Origin of the sequence: Bacillus sp. FJAT-49736, assembly GCF_018343615.1 — a bacterium.
Taxonomy (GTDB): domain Bacteria; phylum Bacillota; class Bacilli; order Bacillales; family Bacillaceae_C; genus Margalitia.
On record NZ_JAGYPI010000005.1, the window covers coordinates 116795 to 133603 of the forward strand.

Genomic DNA, 16809 nt, shown 5'->3' on the forward strand with positions numbered 1-16809 from the left:
TCCATACAAAATTCATATTAATTTTTGAATAAATTAATATTGGCAATTAGTTGGTTCCATAAACTTACTTTTCCCTCCCCCATGAATTTTCACTATTATCCCATTTTTTTGTATCTTTGTAAACAGCAACTTTGAAGCTAATTAGAATCCTTCTTCGAAGTCTTCCAGTCCATTATGTCCACCGCCCGGGTATAAAAAGAGGAATTCATGGACCATGTCACGAAAAATAGTAACTATAATGAAAAGAGGAGCTGAGAGCTTATGAAACCACCTGTAGCAAAACGCATTCCTCATCCCCATAAATTGCATGGCGATGTGCGCGAAGACGACTATTATTGGCTAAGGGATCGTAATAATCCGGAGGTTATCCATTATCTAGAGGAAGAAAATCGGTATTACGATGAAATCATGCGACCATTAGAGGAACAAACCGAACAAATTTACCAAAGCATGGTAGACCGTGTTCCCGATTCAGAATTGAAAGTACCGGTTCAGCATGGACAATTCTACTACTATTCCCGTTTAGACAAAAACAAACAATACCCAATCTATGCTCGTAAGCAGGCGGCAAGCCGCGAGCTACTGTCTGAAACTCCGGAGGAAGTGGTACTCGATCTGAATGAATTAGCCGTAGATGGTGAATATTTAAGCATAACAGTGCAGCGTATGAGTACCAATCACAACCGTCTGGCTTATTTAGAGAATCGAGATGGCACGGACCGATATACTATCCATGTAAAAGACATGGATACTGGTAATCTTCTGCCCGACAGGATACCAGATGTCTTCTTATATGGCAGTATGGAATGGAGTCAGTGCGGTGAATATATCTTTTATATTACCGTTGATGAAAGTCAACGCCCATATCAGTTATGGCGGCATCGTTTGGGCAGTAAAGCGGAAAGCGATCAGCTGATTTTTGAAGAAAATGATATTACGTTTACATTAAGCATGTATAAATCATTGAGCGGAAAGTTTATTTTTGTGCATTCAAGATCGAAAACAACTAGCGAGATTCGTCTGTTAGATGCAGATTCCCCTCTATCACCTTTGCAACTATTAGATGGACGGCGTGAAGGAATAGAATATGATGTCGAGCATTGGGGAGATGACCTACTCATACTGACAAATGAAAGTGCGGCAAACTTTCAATTGCTCCGTTGTCCTCTGAATGATATCCATTCAAGGATACAGGTAGTGAAGCATAGCGAGAAGCGCTATCTTCAAGCCATGTACCCGTTTCGCGACAAGTTGCTTCTCTTTGGCCGCGAGAACGGATTGACGCAAATATGGGTAGTACGCGATAGTGAATTGGAGCAAATCAAATGGGATGAACCACTCTACACAGTATCCATTTTACCTGGGCAAAGCTATGAGGCAACGGAAGTATTAATCCAATATGAATCCTTGCTCACTCCAAAAACAACCTATGGGTTGAATCTGCAAACTGGCGAGAAGAATTGTTTGCAAGTTGCTACAGTCAGCGGGGAATATGATACATCCCGCTTCCGTCAAGAGCAATTGTGGGCGGCAGCGGAGGATGGAATCAAAGTGCCGATGACTGTTGTCTATCGGGAAGGAGCGTTCGACAATGGGCCAGCCCCGTTGATTCTGCATGGGTATGGATCGTATGGAGCAAACAGCGATCCGCATTTTGACCCATACCGTCTTCCTCTCTTGGATAAAGGAATCATATTTGTCACGGCGCAAGTACGTGGCGGTTCCGAAATGGGACGGGGTTGGTATGAAGATGGAAAAATGCAAAATAAACGAAACACGTTCACTGATTTTATCGCAGCAGCTAAATATCTGATTGAGCAGGGCTACACAACCTCAAGTAAAATGGCAGCCCGCGGAGGTAGTGCTGGTGGCTTGCTAGTTGGCGCAGTGGCCAATATGGCCGGTGAGCTATTTCAGGTCATCATTCCGGCAGTACCGTTCGTCGATGTAGTCACTACAATGCTCGATGCCACGATTCCCCTTACCACCCTCGAATGGGACGAATGGGGCAATCCTCAAAACCAGGAGGACTATTTCTATATGAAGTCGTATAGCCCATACGACAATGTAGAAACGAAGGACTATCCACATATGTATGTTACAACCGGTCTGAACGATCCTCGGGTAGCTTATTGGGAACCGGCCAAATGGGTTGCACACCTAAGAGCATCAAAGACCGATGAAAACATCCTTGTGCTTAAAACGAATATGGGCGCTGGCCACTTTGGGGCATCGGGCCGTTTCAACCACTTAAAGGAAGCCGCCGCCTGCTATGCATTCATTCTCGATAAGCTCGACGTTGATACTAAATAAACAAATTAATACCCCCGAAAATCGGGGGTTCATAATGGTCATAGGGGCACCCTCGAATTTACCCTGAGTATATCCGGGTGCCCATAAATTTTTAACCTTACTAACTCTAATCTAATACAACGCTTTTTGGGGAGAAAGTGTGCAAGTGATATATGTTATTCCATAGAGTTTCGCAGTTATTGCACAGATATGTATAAACTCCTTCAACACGCATTTAAAATCTCCTCTAAAAATTACTGAAAGCAGTAAGGTAATTATGACGAAAGGATTTATGTATCTGAATATTTTCCATGCTTAACACTTTTTAATTAAAGAATTTCAAAAATTGTTTAGAAGGAGGAGGGTTTAGAATAATTCATTCCCCATTCTCGACACCTCTATATTGAAAAGAAGCAGGTCATCCCTTATCGGGAGCCTGCTCCTTCCTTTAATACTAATTGTGAGACGCACTCCACGTGCATCGTCTGCGGAAACATATCCACTGGCTGAACCTCAACCGTCTTATATCCCCCATCTTCTAAAATCCTTAAATCTCGGGCCAAAGTAGCCGGGTTACAGGATACATAAACCACTTTTTTCGGTTTCATTTCAATAATGGTTTGGAGGAGGGTCTCATCACAGCCTTTTCGTGGTGGATCCACCACTAGAGCATCCGCTTTTACACCTTCCTGATACCATTTAGGAATCACTTTTTCCGCTTCCCCAACGGCAAACTCTACATTTTCCAATCCATTTAGTTCGGCGTTCCGTCTTGCATCCTCAATCGCCTCAGGTACAATTTCTACTCCGAATACCTTTTTCGCCTTTTGAGCTAGAAAAAGAGAAATCGTTCCGATACCACAATAGGCATCTATAACCGTTTCCTCCCCGGTTAATCCTGCGTATTTCAATGCTTGATCATAGAGGACTTTTGTTTGCTCCGGGTTTACCTGATAGAAAGAACGAGCAGAAATGGCAAATTTGATATCTCCGATGTAATCATAGATGTATTCATCTCCCCAAAGCACTTTTGTTTCCTCTCCGAAAATTACATTCGTGCGCTTAGGATTAATATTTTGAACAATTGCTTTTATATTGAGATTTGTGCTTCGTATTTCTTTTATGATCTTGTCTTTGTTTGAAAGCTCTGCTGTGCGAGTAATAAGCACAATCATGATTTCACCTGTCTTCATTCCATAACGAGCCATGATGTGGCGAAGTGTTCCTTTATGTGTTTGTTCGTTATACGCCTTCACGCCATATTTTTCACAGACTCGTTTTACGGATTGAACTACTATATCATTTTTTTCCTGCTGGATGAGACAGGCTTCCATATCAATGATATCGTGGCTGCGTTTTTGGAAAAATCCTGCAATTAAGCCGCCTTCTCGTTCTCCGACTGGAACTTGTGCTTTGTTGCGGTACCTCCATGGGTTCTCCATTCCAAGGACAGGATGAACAACGACGTCTTCCAGCTTCCCGATACGATTTAGCACTTCTCGAACTTGTTTGTGTTTAGCTTTTAATTGGCCCGAATAGCTTAAATGCTGGAGCTGACAGCCACCGCATTCTTTATAAATAGGACACTCTGGTTCTACTCGGTCTGAACTTTTTTCATAGAGTTCAATGAGGCGTCCAAAACCGTAGCCCTTATTCAGCTTTACGACTTTGATTTTCGCTTTTTCGCCCGGAAGGCAATTTGGTACAAAAAGAGGATATCCATCTACCTTTGCTACCCCGTTTCCTTCATGCGTTAAATCTTCAAATGTAACATCTATATAATCATTTTTCTGAACTGGTGCTTGATTGGTCATTGATTGTCTTCCTTTAATTTTTTATGAGATGATTGTACCATATCAACAGGTTCAATGCTAAATCGGCATTAGCCTAAATCCACTTTTCGGCGGTTTTCCTATATATTTCGGCTTCCACCTTGGTTTTCGGCATATACCCTGCTTTTTTCGGCGTTTTCCCACTTTTTTCGGCAATTCTTATCCATTTTTCGGCCATTTCCCTTTTTATTTCGGCTTCCATCTTGGTTTTCGGCATACTCCCTGTTTTTTTCGGCGTTTTCCCCACTTTTTTCGGCAATCCATATCCATTTTTCGGCCATTTTCCTTTTTATTTCGGCTTCCACCTTGATTTTCGGCATATACCCTGCTTTTTTCGGCGGTTTCCCCACTTTATTCGGCAATTCTTATCCATTTTTCGGCCATTTCCCTATTTATTTCAGCTTCCACCTTGGATTTCGCATACTACCTGCTTTTTTCAACGTTTACTCCACTTTTTTCGGCAATTCATATCCATTTTTCGGCCAAAACCTTTTTTATTTCGGTAGCCGCCATTCATTTTTCACGAACCACAATAATTCTAACATTCCATCTTGTACAACCAATCCACTATCTTTTCATCATCTCACCCTTTAAATAATAATAAATTTCATCTGCTCTCATGGAGCTTTGGCTCTTGTCCTTTCGATTTCGGATTGCAACCGATTGGTTTTCCACCTCTTTGTCCCCAATGACAAGCATATATGGAATCTTTTGTTTTTCTGAATCTCTAATTTTTAAGCCTATTTTCTCATACCTTTCATCCATGTCTACCCTAACTCCTGCCATTTCCAGCATTGATTTAATGGAGTAGGCATAGTCTAAATGGGATTCCGCTATTGGCAGAACTTTCACCTGAACCGGTGCAAGCCAAAGTGGAAAATCTCCTGCAAAGTGTTCAATCAAAATAGCCATGAACCGTTCAATGGATCCATAAATTGCTCTATGAATCATAACGGGACGATGAGGCTTACCGTCCTCACCAATATAAGAGCAATTGAATTTTTCCGGCATTAGAAAATCTAATTGTACTGTTCCGCATTGCCAGCTTCGTCCTAATGAATCTAAAATATGAAAATCAATTTTCGGTCCATAAAAGGCTCCATCGCCATGATTAATTTGGTAGTTCAAGCCCTGTTTCTTTAAAACAGATTCCAGCGCTAATTCCGCTTGATCCCATATTTCAGCGGATCCCATAAATTCATTTGGACGAGTAGAGAGCTCGATTTTGTACTCAAAACCAAAATGGGAGTAAATTTCGTTAATAAGCTCCAAAACCTTGCTAATTTCCGATTCAATTTGATCATTTCTAACAAAGATATGAGCATCATCCTGAGTAAAGGAGCGTACCCTTAACAATCCATTAACGGAGCCGGATAATTCATGACGATGAACTAGCCCAAGCTCCGCATAGCGAATTGGCAATTCGCGATAGCTTCTTTTCTTATGGTTAAAAATAAGGATTGCTCCTGGACAGCTCATTGGCTTGATAGCATAGCTTTGCTCATCTACATTGGAGAAGTACATATTTTCATGATAATGATCCCAATGACCCGATTGCTCCCAAAGCTCCTGCTTCATCATAATAGGAGTCTTAATTTCATGATAACCTGCTTCCTGATGCTTCTTTTTCCAAAAATTCTCGAGCTCATTTCGGATTACCATACCATTTGGCAAGAAAAATGGCATTCCAGGTGCTTCCTCCATGGAAGCAAATAATTCTAATTCTTGACCTAACTTACGATGATTTCTTTTTTCCGCTTCTATATTCATTGACATTTTGATTCCTCCTACACATTTTAATAATAAAAAAACACACTCCATCCCAACGAAGGGACGAGTGTGTCGTGGTTCCACCCTAATTCCATAGTACAGCCCATGCTGAAACTATGCTTTAAGTAAGATAACGGTTATCCCGATGATGGTTAATCTGCATATCTTGCATTTCCCCACCACAAGCTCCAAGGTGGTAAATCATTCTCTTTTCCTTCAGGGCTTTCAGCCGGCGACCCTGTTCTCTGTCAAAGAAATGTTTGAATGAATCATGTCCTTATCATCGCTATTCTATATGAATTTGTAAAAAAAAAATAAAAACGCACTCATCCCAATCCAAGGGACGAGTGCGGCCGTGATTCCACCCTAATTCCATAAATACAAAAAGTCTGTATTTATGCTCCAATAAGATAACGGTTTTTTTCCGATGATGGTTACTTTTGCGTCTAACGCATTTCCCCACCACAGGCTCCAAGGTGGTAAATCATTCTTTTTCTTCAGGGCTTTCAGCCGGTGACCCTGTTCTCTGGTAAGAAGTGATGGAATGATTCATATCCTTTTCATAGCCTTAAAAAATGTTTGTAATTGAAATGTAGAATATCATGAAATTTTTAGAAGTGCAAGACAATTTTTTAATTTTTTACCCTTTAGCTAGCCGATCGCGGTCATCTGAAAGCGGTTGCTCTTCCAGCCATCCATTTTTAATCATAATTTTTGCGCCTTCTTCTGCATAAGTGCCGATTTCCGCTGATAGTCGAACATAGTTCAGCGATAAATCCTTTCTAAAGCTTGTGGCCATGCTCGTTGCATAAAATCCAATGCTTAAACCGATCAATGCTGTGGTCATAAACATCATCATTTTATCAGAGAAAGGGGCAATCGTAGAGGAAGTAACACCGGTTTCCCAGCTCATTGGAACTGGCAAATCACTTTCCTTCAATACTTCCCCGAATACGGTCAAATGTTTTTCAGCGATGTCCTTACCTTTTTTCATGAATTGCCTTACTTCCTTAGATTGTGCAACCTGGCTGAATCCGATCATAGTGGCTTTTCCTAACGCATTTCTTTGAAAATTAACAACTAGGTTGGAGATTTCACCTACTGTTAATGTTTTTCTCCTTCCAAACCACCCTGCCAAAAAATGCTCATTTTTCACAAAATGCACCTTCTCTGGTGGGTTAATTTGTGGAGAACGTATATATAAACCTTTCGATAGAAGCAAATTTTTCGATAATGTCTCAAATTCATCGAGTTCACGGATACATTCCGAAAAATAGGACTGAACATCTGCCCGGGCACAAACCGTTTTAGCGATTGAATAAAATCCAAGAGCCGTTTCACTCATATGGTGCATAAAGTAGAGGATAAAAGGATCTGAAAACAATCTGGGAGCAGATAGATTAACATCTTCTTCCACTTTGAAACCATGCGGAACAGGATAACCCTCACTTGTAAAAATAGTAACCAGTTTTTGGAGATGTGTTTGTGCTATATTGAATGCTTTTTCAATGACAGCTTTAATTTGCGTGTCCTCTACATATTCCAAAAAATATGTAAAAATACAATGACTCAGGCTACTATCTAAATACGCTGCCCATAGTTGGGAAATTTCACTTGCTGTTAACTTAATATTGTGCTCCGTTTCCATTTTCCCTTGATCCCCTTTCATATACATAACGTTATTTTAACACCACTTTTTCGTTACTATGTATAACTGTTCATAACTTGTACCCAAGGAATACTTTCACAGATCAGAGGAATCATCTTTTAGAGGTCTATAAAAACAGCAAAAACGTTTACCTCATTGGTAAACGTTTTTGCTCATTCATCAATCTTATCCTGCGGACGTATTTGATCCAAAGGTACAAATACTTCCAAATGTCGATACAAATTCTCAAATTCAGCTGGAACAAGTCCCCCGAACTCTCCATCAATATTGAGCTGCATTTTCTCGCTGGAGCTCACTTTAATTCTATTGGCAGAAGCATAAATAACGTTTGGATCATTCACATGTTCCCCACGTATCGCAAGGGAGACCACGCGAATAAACTCTGCAAGATTTGTTTTCTTTAAAATCATTAAAGTAAATAGTCCATCATTAATCGAGGAATCTGGAGCTAATTTTTCAAAGCCGCCAATGGAGTTTGTCAAGCCGACTAAAAACAACATAGCTTCTCCCTCAAAAAGCTTTCCATCATACTCAATTCTCATATCAGTCGCCCGAATAGACGGAAGCATCTCAATACCTTTTAAATAATAGGCTAGCTGACCAATCATTGTTTTTAGTTTGCTTGGAACCTCGTACGTTAACTCCGTCAGCCTTCCGCCGCCGGCAATATTAACAAAATAGCCTTCATTGTATTTTCCAATATCAACCGGTAGGATTTCACCTTTTACGATAATATCTGCTGCTGCCTCTATATCACGGGGGATATGCAAAGCGCGAGCAAAGTCATTTGTTGTTCCAACCGGAATTACTCCCAACTTAGGACGATATTCCTGTTCGGCAAGTCCATTAACTACCTCATTAATAGTGCCATCTCCACCAGCAGCAACGACCAAATCATATTTGCGTTCTACTGCTAACTTAGCTGCTTCAATAGCATCTCCTGCTCCAGTTGTTGCATGACATGAAGTTTCGTACCCTGCTATTTCAAGCTTTTGCAAAACAGCAGGCAGATGCTTTTTAAAAAGCTCTCGCCCAGAAGTGGGATTATATATTATTCTTGCTCTTTTCATGTTCATCATCCTAATCTAATCTTTTGCGATGAATTTTCTCTTTTTCGATTTTACTAAAAGTCCGTTGCAAAGAAAAACTGGCCATAAGCCAGATTCAACATTTTCTCTCGATTATCATAACTCTTTTCTTTGTAAAAATCTAGTGAACAGCTGTCTATCACTTATGGCAAGTGTTCGAACGAAACGGTGGATGTTTGAGATATTTCGATATGATGTGTTCCCGCACCAAATGTGAGACTGCCATGTTTCTCCTCAGCCTCCTCATTATTGCCCTTATTCTTCCTTTCTATCCACCCGTCTCCAGCTAATTCCTGTACTTGATTAGCTTTTACCATTAAATCAGGATTGCCCATTACTTGAATATTTATTTCTGATGCGTGACGAATAAACCAATTACTTGATAGGCTTCTCACCTTTAGTGAAATAAGGTTATAGTTTCCTTCTACTTCTAGTCGAATATTGGAAGGAATTAAAATCGTTTCTGAAAGCTCTGTCCGATTTGTAAATGGTTCAAGCTGATTCGGACCATCCTTTAGCTTCAAATAAATAGTGTCTCCTTTTTGTTCCACCATTAAATAATCATCCACGTTTTTCATATCGGAACGGTTCTGAACGATTTCTGTTCGATATGTTCCGAATGCAGAAAGTGTTCTTTCATCTGTTGTTTCAATCGTTACTGGCTGATTTTGTGTTTCTAGAACTACTCTTTTAATTCGATTATCTAAATCCTTGCTAAACTTCGGTAAATCTAAGGTTTTGGTTTCCGCAGCCACTGCATATGTTACTTTATCTAATATCCCTGTCGAACTAAATATCGTTAATGCAATACCGCACATTCCAATGATGCCGATGAAAAAGATACTAAGAATATCATATTTTACTATCGGCTTTTCCTGCTTGGAAAAATAAAGGGATAGAAGAACTTCAACTCCCAATATTATGAGTAAAATCGGCCACCAAGCGACCAATGCTGTTGCCATCTTCCAATGAAAAATTTGAGTGAGCAAGAGAAATACACCCAAAAACAATAGAGCTGCCCCCATGGAAATGCTACCGACTCGCCATGATTTCATCCTTTTTCATCTCCCTTTCTCTTCGTTCCTGCCATCAGCTTTATTCCGCCGCCAATAAGAAGGAGACAGACGAATACTGTTTGGAAATAATTATTAAACCAATAATATAGATCAATATGAATTATCCTTGACAGCATTGGTGAAAAGACTGGCAGGACAATATTAGAGATCAAATAATATAAGCCAAGAAGAATAAGCGTAATCCCTACCCATTTTTGATTATTAATTAAGTATGAAATAATCGGTTTGTCCTCCAGTTCTTCCTTCCTATACTTAGATGCTTTTTGTAGTCCATCAAAAAAGCTATAAAACCAAATGATGGGTACTAGGAATAAAAATATCCCTAATCTCAGAATATCTAATATATAAATGGAGAAAAGAAAAGCCGCCATTAATTGAATACCACGTTTTTGCAGACCTAAATATAAATGACCAGCACCTGGAAAAATAGACAGGAATGTTGCGATGGATTTGCTCTTCTTTCCATCTTCCCTTCTCATTTCAAATTCTTCAAAGATAGAACGGTCTACCAGTTCCTCCCCTTGCTGCTTTTTCGTCAGCTGGCGGACCGCATCAAAAAAACCGTATATCCAAATAATTGGTAAGAAAGCTAGGAAAACCATAAATTCAGCACGATGTGTGAGAGCTGTGATGAAAATGACCATCACACCTAATCCCAAAAAGGTAGTTAATATAGTCAATCCCCGATTCATTAAACCTAGCTGGAAATGACCCACCCCAGGGATAAAGGATAATAGAATCGTGTAAAAACGCTCGGTATCTTGTTTTCTAAAGTCTACAGCAGTTTCTTCTTGTTGTTTTGTTTGTGTGACCTTAGACGCTTTCACCGCAGTGACTATGATGCTAACCACATAAATTACAAATCCAATGAATGTCATTAATACCGCGGGCATTTCATTATATGGCCATGTAACAGCTAGAAAGAACGCTATGACAGCAAGGCCGCAAACGGAAATCGTGTAAAACAATCCGCTCATGATTCCTAAATAAAGCAAACCCCCACCCGGAAAAAAGCCGAGTAAAAAGGCTATAATAGGATTCTTATTATTATTCATTACTTGTTCCCCTCCTTAGGATTTTTTTCCACTTTATCAATCAATGACACTGATTTATTCATGAGCCCCATTACAACGGAAGGCTCCTTCTTTTTATTTGCTTCAAATTCATTTATTGCATTAGTTAAATGCGAAAACACTCCAGAGGTCATCAAAATAATAGTCATTGCCGCTGCTACTAGATAGTGAAAGACAGCCTTTTGATAGAAGCTTTGTTTTTGCGGCTTCGTTGCCTTTTTTTGACTTTCCACTTGCTGCATAATCAGGTCCGTAAATGTATCCTCATTATTCATAACCGGCAGCAGCTTCTCCTCAGCATCCACAGCCTCCAAATAGACGGTCAAGCATTGGTCACAGTCATATAAATGATCTTCATACTTTTTCTGTGTGGCAGAATCTAATTCACCTCGTGTATATTGAAGCCATTTTTCATAAGAAATATGATTCACCTAAAATCGTCCTCCTTCCAATGCTTTTTCATCCACTGTCTAGCCCGGTACAGTTTAGTTTCAATTGTTTTCACTTGAACCTGCTGTTCCTCTGCCAATTCCTGATAGGATTTTTCATTAATATAGAAGCCTTCAATGACATCTCTATAATTAGCAGGGATATCACCCAGACGCTTTTGAAAAATCTTCTTTTGCTCATTTTTTAAAACTATTACTTCTGCTGTTTCTGCTTTTCCAGAAATGTGGTATTCCGGCTGAAATTCTGTTGTCAGTTCTTCGTGTCTTCTTGTTTGCTTTCGTTTCATATCAATTGCATGATTGACTGCAATTCTTGTAATCCAAGTTTTAAAGCCTTGATCCTCATATTGGGGGAGAGAGGCATAGATTTTCAAAAACACTTCTTGAGCTGCATCCTCAGCATCCTGCTGATTACGCAATATGGCAAAAACAGTGTGAAATATATGTAAACGATATTTTTCAACCAGCAGCCGAAAGGCATGATCATTGCCATTTTTCACTTTCTTAATTAAAGCTGCATCCAAGCTTCCTCTCCCCCCTTTCTCTTAAATCCACTTAATAAACGATATAAAAGGAATAAAACCCTACAGTAAATTTCAAAAAAATAATTGTTAACCATAAATATATTTAGGTTGACATATAAACAAGAAAATTAATAGAATATTTATGTTCTAATTTGATTTTACTATAAAATAAAAAAGGGAGAATCTTATATGAAAATCAGAGATATGGTATTTGTCGCACTATTTGCAGGAATAATGGCTGCATTAGGGTTTGTGCCGCCTATTTTTCTATCTTTTACCCCTGTTCCCGTCACGCTCCAAACACTTGGAGTAATGCTTTCTGGAAGTTTGCTAGGAGCTCGGCTTGGAGGCTTGAGTCAATTAGTGTTCTTACTACTAGTCGCGGCAGGTGCTCCAATTCTATCGGGAGGTAGGGGTGGATTTAGTGTTTTTGTAGGTCCTAGCGCTGGATTTCTTGCTGGCTATATAATTGCTGCGTTTTTTATCGGGTGGTTACTAACAAAAGTGAAGGCGATATCTTTTACAAAAGTGTTGCTAGTAAATATTATCGGGGGAATTGTCCTTCTTTATTGCTTCGGTATTTCGATTCAAGCACTGGTTATGAAAATTAGCGTGTTACAAGCAGCGAAATTAAGCCTTATATACATCCCCGGTGATCTGCTAAAAGCAATTATTGCATCCATATTAACAATTGCTGTAAGAAAGAGACTACCAAGGAGATTACTCCCCTATTCTTTTGAAAAATAAGAGAGGGAAAAAATAATGCTCATAACAGATACATACAATGCTCATGCAAAATGTCATCCTAATCGGATTGCTATTCGGACGAAAGAGAAAACAATAAACTATCAAGAATGGTCCCAGCTTGTTTCTAAAACAAGCTGCTGGCTGCAATCACAGTTCTCCGAAAGAAAACGAATTGGTCTATTGTTGCCAAATAGCTCGTCCTTTCTGCAAATTTTTTCCGGAGCAGCAATGGCTGGTTGGACTGCCATTCCGCTAGATATTAAATCGAGTCTCAGAGAACTAGAGGATAGAATCAATCTTTGCAAGCCGGACCTTCTTATTATTTCCGATCAACGTTTTGAATGCTTAGCACATACAAATAAAAATATTCTTTATCTATCTGAGCTTCAAGAGGCTATACAAGAATGGAAAGAAATAATTATGGAGCCTATTAATGCGGAAGAACCCTTTTATATGGGATTTACCTCCGGTTCAACAGGTAAACCAAAAGCGTTTATTCGATCACATCTTTCATGGGTAAAGAGCTTTGATTGCAACACGATTGATTTCCATATGGGTCTAAATGAACATGTTTTGATACCTGGAGCCCTTATACATTCCCACTTTTTATATGGAGCCATAAGTACTCTATTTTTAGGAGGAACCGTTCATCTGCTTGACAGCTTTAGTCCTGCATTGGTCCTTCAAATTCTAGAGAACGAGCCAATTTCCATCATGTACTCTGTCCCCACCATGATTGAGGCGATATTAAAAGAGGAGAAAAGGATTACCCTCCCATTAAAAATCTTTTCTTCGGGTGCAAAATGGGAGAATGTTTCAAAGGCAAGATTACAGACACTGTTTCCATCAGCTATACTATACGAATTTTACGGAGCTTCGGAATTAAGCTTTGTATCGGTTTTATCCCAACAAGATTTTATACGGAAGCCGACATCCGTAGGAAGACCTTGCCATAATGTGGAGATTAAGGTTGTTAATGAAAATGGCAATATCGCATCACCCAATGAGTCTGGAAAAATATTTGTGAAAAGCGAAATGATTTTTATAGGGTATTTAACCGAAAATGGGGACGCAAACGCGCCGATGACAGATGAATGGATGACTGTAGGGGATATAGGACATCTTGATGAAGACGGTTTTTTATATATTATCGGTAGGGAAAATTCGATGATTCTATACGGAGGGATTAATATTTTTCCAGAAGAGGTTGAATCTGTCCTTTCTTCACATCCCAATGTGGAAGAGGTAGCTGTTATCGGTATGCCAGATGCTTATTGGGGACAGCTTGTCACTGCTGTTATTAAAGGGTCCTGTGAAAAGAGTGAGTTAAGGAAATTTTGCAAGGGGAAATTAGCAAGCTTTAAAATTCCACGATCGTGGTATTTTGTTGATGAACTTCCGCATACTGCCGGAGGAAAAGTCGCACGGGCGGAGGTAAGTAGAATGGTGATGAAAAGATGAGTAAAGCAGTAATTGTGAAAGCAAAACGAAGTGCAATTGGAAAAGAGAACGGATTTTTTAAACACTTAGAGGTTCAACAGTTATTGGCACCTCTTCTTAGGCATTTAAGTGAAGGAATAGAGGAACACCTTAATGATGTCATTTTAGGCAATATTGTTGGGCTAGGAGGAAACATTGCCAGATTATCAGGCTTACAAGCTGGTCTACCCCTCCATGTGCCTGGACTTACTATTGACAGGCAATGCAGCGCGGGATTAGAAGCAATCAGGCTTGCATGTTGCCTGGTGGAAGCTGGTGCAGGAGACTGCTATATAGCTGGTGGAGCGGAGAGCGTGAGTACCTCTCCATTTGAGAAAAGGGCTAGATTTTCTCCAGAAGATATCGGCGACCCTGATATGGGATTGGCAGCGGAGTATGTGGCTAAGACATATCAAATTACACGTGATGATCAAGATGAATTTGCGGAGTTAAGCTATCAACGGGCTTGGGAGTCACTGGAGACTGGGTTCTATAAGCAGGAAATACTTCCAATCGAAGGGCAGACTACGGATGAAGAATTAGTCCGTAAAAGAGATATAAAACGCATTTTATTAAGAGCCATTCCTACATTTATAAAAAACGGTAGCGTAACGGCTGCAAACAGCTGCAGCATCAATGACGGAGCTTGTGCGGTCGTAGTGATGAGCGAAAACAAAGCGAAAAGTTTGTCCTTACAACCTATCCTACGATTTGTGGACAGCGAGGTATTTGGAGTACACCCATTTTTCCCGGGTATAGCTCCAGTTTTTGCGATAAAAGGTTTATTAAAAAAAAGAAATTTAGATATTCGCGATATTGATTTATTTGAAATAAATGAGGCTTTTGCTTCTAAAGCAGTTGCCTGCGCCAAAGAGCTAGGTATACCATATGAAAAGTTAAACACACGTGGGGGCAGCATCGCGCTCGGCCATCCTTATAGCGCTTCTGGAAGCATATTAGTAACCCGATTATTTTATGAAGTGCAGCAAAGGCAGGATTGCAGGTATGTTATTGCTGCCATTGGAAGCGGCGGAGGCATCGGATTAGCTATGCTATTTGAAACATGTATTTAACTTCTCTTATATTTCCAAGCTTTTGCTTTTTCATCCAGCTCTTTTATTAAGCAATCTTTTCCATCGATATATTGTTCTATATCGAATGGAAACTGTAAGGAAAGGGATTTCTTTAAATTACTATAGCTTTTCGCTTCCTCTGGGTGGACAATTAGATAGTCGCGAAACAATAAATGCCGTTCTACTTCCGGATTTCCAGTTTGGAAAATATGGACATGATGTGTACGGTTATCTCCTCCCTTAGAGAAATAGCGTCTATTAGGAATTCCATTCTCCCCTTGCGGGTCATAGCCTAACTGAATCATTTCCTGATTATAGGAATCTACTTTTTCAATCGATTCCACTTCAATCATAATATCAATGATAGGTTTTGCTGCCATTCCCGGAATAGAAGTACTGCCGATATGATGTATGTTTACAATGATATTTTTCATTACATTCCTAATACTCTGGGCCTCTTCCTCGAACAGTTTTGGCCAGTTAAGATTATATGGGACTACCTCTACCTGTCTCATGATTCCTCTTCATCCCTTCCTAAATAAATGGACTCCACGCTGTTCTAAAAAATCTACCGATTCCATGAGAGAGTTTTGATCGATTTGATAGACTTCCCGGACAAGATGAAGCCATTTTTTCATATCTTTCAGCTGGATTTCTCTTATATTCCGATAAGTCATTACTTTTATTGTACGGTCACGAAGAAAATAACATTCATGTCCGTTAAAACGAACCGCGGTAATTCGTCTCATCGTTGTATTATGGTCATGATCAAAATAGGAGGATTCAATATCTTCTTGTATGTCTTCCTCCGTTAATGGTACCCATTCTATTTCTTTACGAACAAAGGATTTCCCATTCGAACGACGATCGATTTCATACCGTTCCGCGGTTCTTTTTTCAAAAATAATCTCTTCACCAAATCCATGCAGTACATGTCTTCTCTTTGAATCAAGCTCGACAGGCTTCATAATTGGCGATCCGTATCCAACATCCACATAAAATTTACGTTCATCTATTTTCACCATAATTGCCACATGGCCAGGAATTACCCTTACTAGCGAGCAATTAAATCCTAAAGCAGATATTAATCTTGAAAAATTAATATTTAATGTATAGCAAGTGCCTCCCCAGCCTCTTTCCATTAAGTTTTCTACGAATGTTTCCAATGCAGGAACAAAATTCGTCTTTTCCTGATAATAGTGAAACTTACTGAAGGTTTCGTATGGGATAAGCGATAAATGATGTTGAATTAATCGTTGTAAGTAGTTTAAAGTCGGTGCTTCCTTATCTATCTTTAAATATTTTAAGTATGCATGAATCGTATTATCCATAACCGATCAATCCTTCCCGTTAAAGGATATGTTCTCTTAAAGATGAAAATTCTTTATTGGATAAGGCTCTTTTTTAAACTATTTGTAATTGGAAAGGTAAACCACAATCTATACGAAAATAGCTTTGGATAAAATTATACCATTTTTTTGCAAATTATTTACGCTATCCATGAGATTTAATTTATTTGTTATAATTCAATATTTTATAATCAAAAGATCGGGTATGGAACTACTATACTAATAACTGATTCCGCTTAAGATTTCATAGACGAAGAAAATAATTTCACGAAACAATTGATTAATCTCGTAATCTTGACTAACTATCCCTAAAAAACAACAAAACTTCTATACAAAAAAGCCCGTCCAAAGGACAGGCTCCATCCATATACTTTAAGTTAAAAACTAC

The 16809-nt window shown here is 39.3% G+C and carries 15 protein-coding genes; 4 read left to right on the forward strand and 11 right to left on the reverse strand.

Annotation, left to right across the window (positions count from 1 at the left end; translation table 11 throughout):
* Positions 1–261 precede the first annotated feature (261 nt).
* Complete coding sequence (locus KHA87_RS20310) at positions 262–2313, forward strand: S9 family peptidase (protein ID WP_213095968.1); 2052 nt, start codon at positions 262–264, stop codon at positions 2311–2313.
* Between the two features lie 404 nt (positions 2314–2717).
* Here KHA87_RS20310 and rlmD read toward each other — a convergent pair whose 3' ends face one another.
* From rlmD to KHA87_RS20355, 9 genes are all read right to left on the reverse strand, one after another.
* Positions 2718–4106, reverse strand: coding sequence for a 23S rRNA (uracil(1939)-C(5))-methyltransferase RlmD (rlmD, locus tag KHA87_RS20315; RefSeq protein ID WP_213095969.1), 1389 nt, complete (start codon positions 4104–4106; stop codon positions 2718–2720).
* 98 nt (positions 4107–4204) lie between these two features.
* On the reverse strand, positions 4205–4486 hold the full coding sequence (locus KHA87_RS20320; RefSeq protein ID WP_213095970.1) for a hypothetical protein: 282 nt from the start codon (positions 4484–4486) through the stop codon (positions 4205–4207).
* A 205-nt stretch (positions 4487–4691) separates the two neighbouring features.
* Entirely contained in the window at positions 4692–5900 is a 1209-nt protein-coding gene (gene thrS, locus KHA87_RS20325; RefSeq protein WP_213095971.1) for a threonine--tRNA ligase, read from the reverse strand.
* Between the two features lie 634 nt (positions 5901–6534).
* Complete coding sequence (locus KHA87_RS20330) at positions 6535–7542, reverse strand: DUF3231 family protein (RefSeq protein ID WP_213095972.1); 1008 nt, start codon at positions 7540–7542, stop codon at positions 6535–6537.
* Between the two features lie 173 nt (positions 7543–7715).
* Positions 7716–8633 carry a diacylglycerol kinase gene (locus KHA87_RS20335; protein ID WP_213095973.1) on the reverse strand — a complete coding sequence of 306 codons (918 nt, stop codon included), beginning with the start codon at positions 8631–8633 and terminating at the stop codon, positions 7716–7718.
* A 161-nt stretch (positions 8634–8794) separates the two neighbouring features.
* Complete coding sequence (locus tag KHA87_RS20340; protein WP_213095974.1) at positions 8795–9706, reverse strand: hypothetical protein; 912 nt, start codon at positions 9704–9706, stop codon at positions 8795–8797.
* Complete coding sequence (locus tag KHA87_RS20345) at positions 9703–10782, reverse strand: hypothetical protein (protein ID WP_213095975.1); 1080 nt, start codon at positions 10780–10782, stop codon at positions 9703–9705. Before KHA87_RS20345 ends, KHA87_RS20340 begins: the two co-directional genes overlap by 4 nt.
* On the reverse strand, positions 10782–11231 hold the full coding sequence (locus KHA87_RS20350) for an anti-sigma factor (protein WP_213095976.1): 450 nt from the start codon (positions 11229–11231) through the stop codon (positions 10782–10784). Before KHA87_RS20350 ends, KHA87_RS20345 begins: the two co-directional genes overlap by 1 nt.
* The gene (locus KHA87_RS20355; protein WP_213095977.1) at positions 11228–11773 is read right to left on the reverse strand and encodes an RNA polymerase sigma factor; all 546 of its coding nucleotides are present in this window, start codon (positions 11771–11773) and stop codon (positions 11228–11230) included. Before KHA87_RS20355 ends, KHA87_RS20350 begins: the two co-directional genes overlap by 4 nt.
* Positions 11774–11962: 189 nt before the next feature.
* Here KHA87_RS20355 and KHA87_RS20360 point away from each other — a divergent pair, with 189 nt between their 5' ends.
* From KHA87_RS20360 to KHA87_RS20370, 3 genes are read left to right on the forward strand one after another with little or no spacing between them, the layout of a single operon-like run.
* Positions 11963–12520: a biotin transporter BioY gene (locus tag KHA87_RS20360; protein WP_213095978.1), complete on the forward strand. Its 558-nt coding sequence runs from the start codon at positions 11963–11965 to the stop codon at positions 12518–12520.
* A gap of 15 nt (positions 12521–12535) precedes the next feature.
* The gene (locus KHA87_RS20365) at positions 12536–13981 is read left to right on the forward strand and encodes an AMP-binding protein (protein ID WP_213095979.1); all 1446 of its coding nucleotides are present in this window, start codon (positions 12536–12538) and stop codon (positions 13979–13981) included.
* Positions 13978–15072, forward strand: coding sequence for an acetyl-CoA C-acyltransferase (locus KHA87_RS20370; RefSeq protein ID WP_213095980.1), 1095 nt, complete (start codon positions 13978–13980; stop codon positions 15070–15072). The genes KHA87_RS20365 and KHA87_RS20370 overlap by 4 nt, the downstream gene beginning before the upstream one ends.
* On the opposite strand, the gene KHA87_RS20375 is transcribed toward KHA87_RS20370, so the two are convergent.
* Together KHA87_RS20375 and KHA87_RS20380 are read right to left on the reverse strand one after the other, a co-directional pair.
* Positions 15069–15587 (reverse strand): GrpB family protein, encoded by a 519-nt coding sequence (locus KHA87_RS20375; protein ID WP_213095981.1) that lies wholly within the window; start codon positions 15585–15587, stop codon positions 15069–15071. The genes KHA87_RS20370 and KHA87_RS20375 overlap by 4 nt on opposite strands.
* A 9-nt stretch (positions 15588–15596) precedes the next feature.
* Positions 15597–16403, reverse strand: coding sequence for an arylamine N-acetyltransferase (locus KHA87_RS20380; RefSeq protein ID WP_213095982.1), 807 nt, complete (start codon positions 16401–16403; stop codon positions 15597–15599).
* Between the last annotated feature and the right edge of the window lie 406 nt (positions 16404–16809).

Coding starts and splice junctions, on each gene's coding strand:
- KHA87_RS20310 (WP_213095968.1), top strand. CDS start 262: ATGAAACCACCTGTAGCAAAACGCATTCCTCATCCCCATAAATTGCAT.
- rlmD (WP_213095969.1), bottom strand. CDS start 4,106: ATGACCAATCAAGCACCAGTTCAGAAAAATGATTATATAGATGTTACA.
- thrS (WP_213095971.1), bottom strand. CDS start 5,900: ATGTCAATGAATATAGAAGCGGAAAAAAGAAATCATCGTAAGTTAGGT.
- KHA87_RS20330 (WP_213095972.1), bottom strand. CDS start 7,542: ATGGAAACGGAGCACAATATTAAGTTAACAGCAAGTGAAATTTCCCAA.
- KHA87_RS20335 (WP_213095973.1), bottom strand. CDS start 8,633: ATGAAAAGAGCAAGAATAATATATAATCCCACTTCTGGGCGAGAGCTT.
- KHA87_RS20340 (WP_213095974.1), bottom strand. CDS start 9,706: ATGAAATCATGGCGAGTCGGTAGCATTTCCATGGGGGCAGCTCTATTG.
- KHA87_RS20345 (WP_213095975.1), bottom strand. CDS start 10,782: ATGAATAATAATAAGAATCCTATTATAGCCTTTTTACTCGGCTTTTTT.
- KHA87_RS20360 (WP_213095978.1), top strand. CDS start 11,963: ATGAAAATCAGAGATATGGTATTTGTCGCACTATTTGCAGGAATAATG.
- KHA87_RS20365 (WP_213095979.1), top strand. CDS start 12,536: ATGCTCATAACAGATACATACAATGCTCATGCAAAATGTCATCCTAAT.
- KHA87_RS20370 (WP_213095980.1), top strand. CDS start 13,978: ATGAGTAAAGCAGTAATTGTGAAAGCAAAACGAAGTGCAATTGGAAAA.
- KHA87_RS20375 (WP_213095981.1), bottom strand. CDS start 15,587: ATGAGACAGGTAGAGGTAGTCCCATATAATCTTAACTGGCCAAAACTG.
- KHA87_RS20380 (WP_213095982.1), bottom strand. CDS start 16,403: ATGGATAATACGATTCATGCATACTTAAAATATTTAAAGATAGATAAG.